General features: G+C 67.8%; 3 protein-coding genes. All 3 read left to right on the top strand.

Annotation, left to right across the window (positions count from 1 at the left end):
- The first annotated feature begins 118 nt into the window (after positions 1–118).
- On the top strand, positions 119–1,429 hold the full coding sequence (locus ON45_RS20080) for an MFS transporter (RefSeq protein ID WP_040496480.1): 1,311 nt from the start codon (positions 119–121) through the stop codon (positions 1,427–1,429).
- 92 nt (positions 1,430–1,521) lie between these two features.
- Complete coding sequence (locus ON45_RS20075; protein ID WP_040496479.1) at positions 1,522–3,024, top strand: DNA-3-methyladenine glycosylase 2 family protein; 1,503 nt, start codon at positions 1,522–1,524, stop codon at positions 3,022–3,024.
- A complete protein-coding gene (locus tag ON45_RS20070) occupies positions 3,021–3,563 on the top strand; it encodes a methylated-DNA--[protein]-cysteine S-methyltransferase (protein ID WP_040496476.1) in 543 nt (180 codons plus the stop codon). The genes ON45_RS20075 and ON45_RS20070 overlap by 4 nt, the downstream gene beginning before the upstream one ends.
- Positions 3,564–3,609 lie beyond the last annotated feature (46 nt).

Raw genomic sequence — 3,609 nt, 5'->3', positions numbered from 1 at the left:
GTTCGCGCACGGAGCGCCGGAACAGATCACGAGATCGGGGTGGGGGGGGAGGCTGTGACATTGGGCGGTGGGGGCTGCCGAACGAAGGAGAACTTCATTGCGGCGGCAAGATGTTGCGATGTCGGTGAACGAGCGAGTCGAGACGAGGCGCGAACGGCGCACGTACGTCGCTCCGACCGATCGTCTGGTCACCGCGCCGTTCATCGTCGTGACCGTCAGTGCGCTCGCGTTCTTCATGTACATCGGGACGCTGCTCCCGCTGATTCCGCTCTACATCGAGGGTCCACTCGGCGGGGGTGAGTTCGATGTCGGATTGAACGTTGCGGTGTTCGCGGTCGCTGCGATCATCGCCCGCCCCTTCATCGGGCGCCTCGCGGATCGTTTCGGTCGACGCGCCGTGATGGTCGCCGGCACGCTCATCGCTGCGGCGGGCGGGTTCGGGATGAGCCAGGTCGAGTCGATCGAACTGCTCCTCGCGTTCCGGATGCTCACCGGAATCGGCGAGGCAGCCATGTTCGTGGGTGCCGCGACCCTCATCGCCGACCTCTCACCACGTGACCGGCGGGCCGAAGGTGCGAGCTATTTCTCGGTCGCGGTGTTCACGGGTCTCGGCATCGGCCCGGTGCTCGGCGAGTTCGTGCTCAACGACACCGAGTTCGAGCGAACGTTCATCATGGGTGGCGTGTTCGCCGTCATCGCCGGCGCGATCGCGTTGTTCGTCCCCGCGTTCGTGGTCTCGCCCGACGCCCAAACCGGTCGCAGCGTGCTCCCCGGCGCTTCACCGCAACGCACGGGTCTCGCTCGCTACGTCCACCCCGCGGCGGTTCTGCCCGGCATCGTGCTGGCGCTCGGCGTCGGTGGGCTCACGACCTTCTTCCTGTTCGTGCCGGAGTACTCCCGCGACCTCGGAATGGGATCGTCGGGCGGGCTCTTCCTGGTGTACGCCCTGATGTCGCTCCTGATCCGCATCTTCGGCGCCACGCTCCCGGAACGACTGGGCCCCCGGCGGATGGTCACGGTCGCACTGGTCGCGCTCGGCGTCGGTCTCGTCGCCGTGGCGGCGATCGACGCGATCTGGGTGCTGTGGTTCGCCGCCGTGATGATGGGAATCGGCGCCGCCTTCAACTACCCCTCGTTGAATGCACTGACGGTCAACCGCGTCGGTGATGACGAGCGAGCGTTGGCGATCAGCTCGTTCACGATGTTCTTCGAGATCGGCTCGGCGATGAGCGGCCTCACGGTCGGTGCGCTCGGCGAGGTCGTCGGCAAGCAATCGGCGTTCTACGGCGGTGTCGCGATGGTCGCCGTCGGGCTGTTCGTCCTCCGTCGGTTCGTGGTGCCCTCCGGCTCCCCGGACGCGGGCCCGACCGTCGAGGCCCGGCCGATGGTGGCGTCCGGTGACGCGCTGTCTGCTTCGTCCGGCGACTGATCCCATCCCACCAGAACAGCGGAAATCGGACGGGGCATTCCGACGTCCGATTTTCGCTGGTCGATGACGGTTCGGTCGGCGATGATGGGGTCGTGGCCCCACTCGACCCCGACCTCTGCTACGCCGCCGCCTCGAGTCGCGATGCGCGATTCGACGGACGATTCATCGTGGCCGTTCGAACCACCGGGATCTACTGTCGGCCGAGCTGTCCTGCGGTCACGCCGAAGCGGACGAACGTCGAGTTCCACCACACGGCGGCTTCGGCGCAGCAGAGCGGGTTTCGCGCATGCAAACGCTGTCACCCCGACGCCACGCCGGGCTCTCCCGAATGGAACGTGCGTCATGACGTGGTCGCCCGCGCGATGCGGCTGATCGCCGATGGTGTGATCGAGCGCGATGGTGTGGGCGGTGTCGCGACCCGTCTCGGGTACAGCGAGCGACATCTCAACCGCCTCGTGACCGACGAAGTCGGTGCCGGTCCACTCGCGATCGCACGAGCACAACGCGCTCAGACCTCGCGGGTGCTCATCGAGACCACCGACCTCGCGTTGACCGACGTCGCGTTCGCCGCGGGGTTCGGCAGCGTTCGTCAGTTCAACGACACGATCCGTGAGGTCTTCGACGCGACACCGTCAGCGTTGCGGAGCGCTGGACGGACACGGCGCCCGGCCGACGCCGATGCCGGCTCGAGCGCGACCGTCACCCTGAAATTGCCGACCCGACTCCCGTTCGCGGGGACGGACGTGCTCGAGTTCCTCGGCCGCCGGATGATCCCTGGTGTCGAAACGTGCGACCGGGTCGATGGCATCCAGCGCTATCGACGCACGCTGTCGTTGCCAGGTGGCGACGGGGCGGTGTCGCTGACGACGGACAACGATTGTGATCACGTCGTCGCCCGGCTGCGCGTCGACGACTGGGCCGATCTCACCACCGCGGTGCAGCGCGTTCGACGAATGCTCGATCTCGACGCCGATCCTGCGGCCGTGGACGACCATCTCGGGGCGGACCGCGTTCTCGGACCGATGGTGCAGGCGACTCCGGGCCGGCGATCGCCCGCCAGTGTCGACCCGTTCGAAACGCTCGTGCGCGCCATCATCGGCCAACAGATTTCCGTGTCGGGAGCGCGCACGGTCGCCGCCAAACTCGTCCGGGCCACGGGTACGACCGTCGATCCGGCGCTGGTTGCCAGCTGGTCCGATCTGTGCGTCTCGTTTCCCAGTCCCGACGTCGTGGCCGACGCGCCCGACGACGCCTTCTCGATGCCGACGGCGCGTCGCGACACCATCCGCCGTGCGGCCGCAGCGGTCGCGAACGGCGACCTCGTGCTCGACGTCGGTGTCGACCCGTCCGAAGCGCGAGCGAAGATGCTCGAGCTGCGCGGGATCGGACCGTGGACCGCGGACTACGTCCTCATGCGAGGGCTCGGTCACCCCGATGTGATGCTCGGCACCGACCTCGGTGTCGTCCACGCACTTCGTCGCATCGGGTCGACACCCGACACGACCACCTGGGCGCCGTGGCGCTCGTATGCCGTTCATCATCTGTGGGCGCAGCCCACGGAGCCCGTCACCCCGTCCCGAAAGGACCGGCCATGAGTTCATCAGCCAATCCGACACTCGATGCCGTACACACGTCGACCGTCGACAGTCCGGTCGGCCCGCTGTCGATCGTGGTCTCCGATCGCGGCCTCCGTGCCGTTCTCTGGCCGGACGACGATCCAGCACGCGTGCCGGCGGCTGGTCGGTCCGACGGTCAGGACGCATCGTCGGCTGCCGACGCGATCACCGCGGCGGTCGCGACTCAACTCGCCGAGTACTTCGCGGGTGAGCGGACCGTGTTCGACGTGACACTCGATCCCGTCGGCACGGACTTCCAGCAGCGCGCGTGGAACGCCCTGCGCTCGATTCCGTACGGAGAAACGGTCAGCTACGGCGAGCAGGCCGAGCGGATGGGGGACAAGAAGAAGGCGCGCGCGGTCGGCGCGGCGAACGGGAAGAACCCGATCTCGATCATCGTGCCGTGCCATCGGGTCGTGGGCCGCGACGGATCGCTCACGGGGTTCGCCGGCGGAGTCGACACCAAGCGATTCCTGCTCGACCTGGAACGTCGGGTTTCGGGCCGTTCGCTGCTCTGAGCGGCCCGAGACCGGGCATCTCGTGAACAGTTCGCGCACGGAGCGC

It is taken from the genome of Ilumatobacter nonamiensis YM16-303 (assembly GCF_000350145.1).
Lineage (GTDB): Bacteria > Actinomycetota > Acidimicrobiia > Acidimicrobiales > Ilumatobacteraceae > Ilumatobacter_A > Ilumatobacter_A nonamiensis.
The sequence above is the reverse complement of the archived record's forward strand: the minus strand, read 5'-3'. Positions and strand labels throughout refer to the sequence as shown.

Excerpts from the sequence above, each read along its gene's own strand:
- ON45_RS20080 (WP_040496480.1), top strand. The coding sequence starts at position 119 with ATGTCGGTGAACGAGCGAGTCGAGACGAGGCGCGAACGGCGCACGTAC.
- ON45_RS20070 (WP_040496476.1), top strand. The coding sequence starts at position 3,021 with ATGAGTTCATCAGCCAATCCGACACTCGATGCCGTACACACGTCGACC.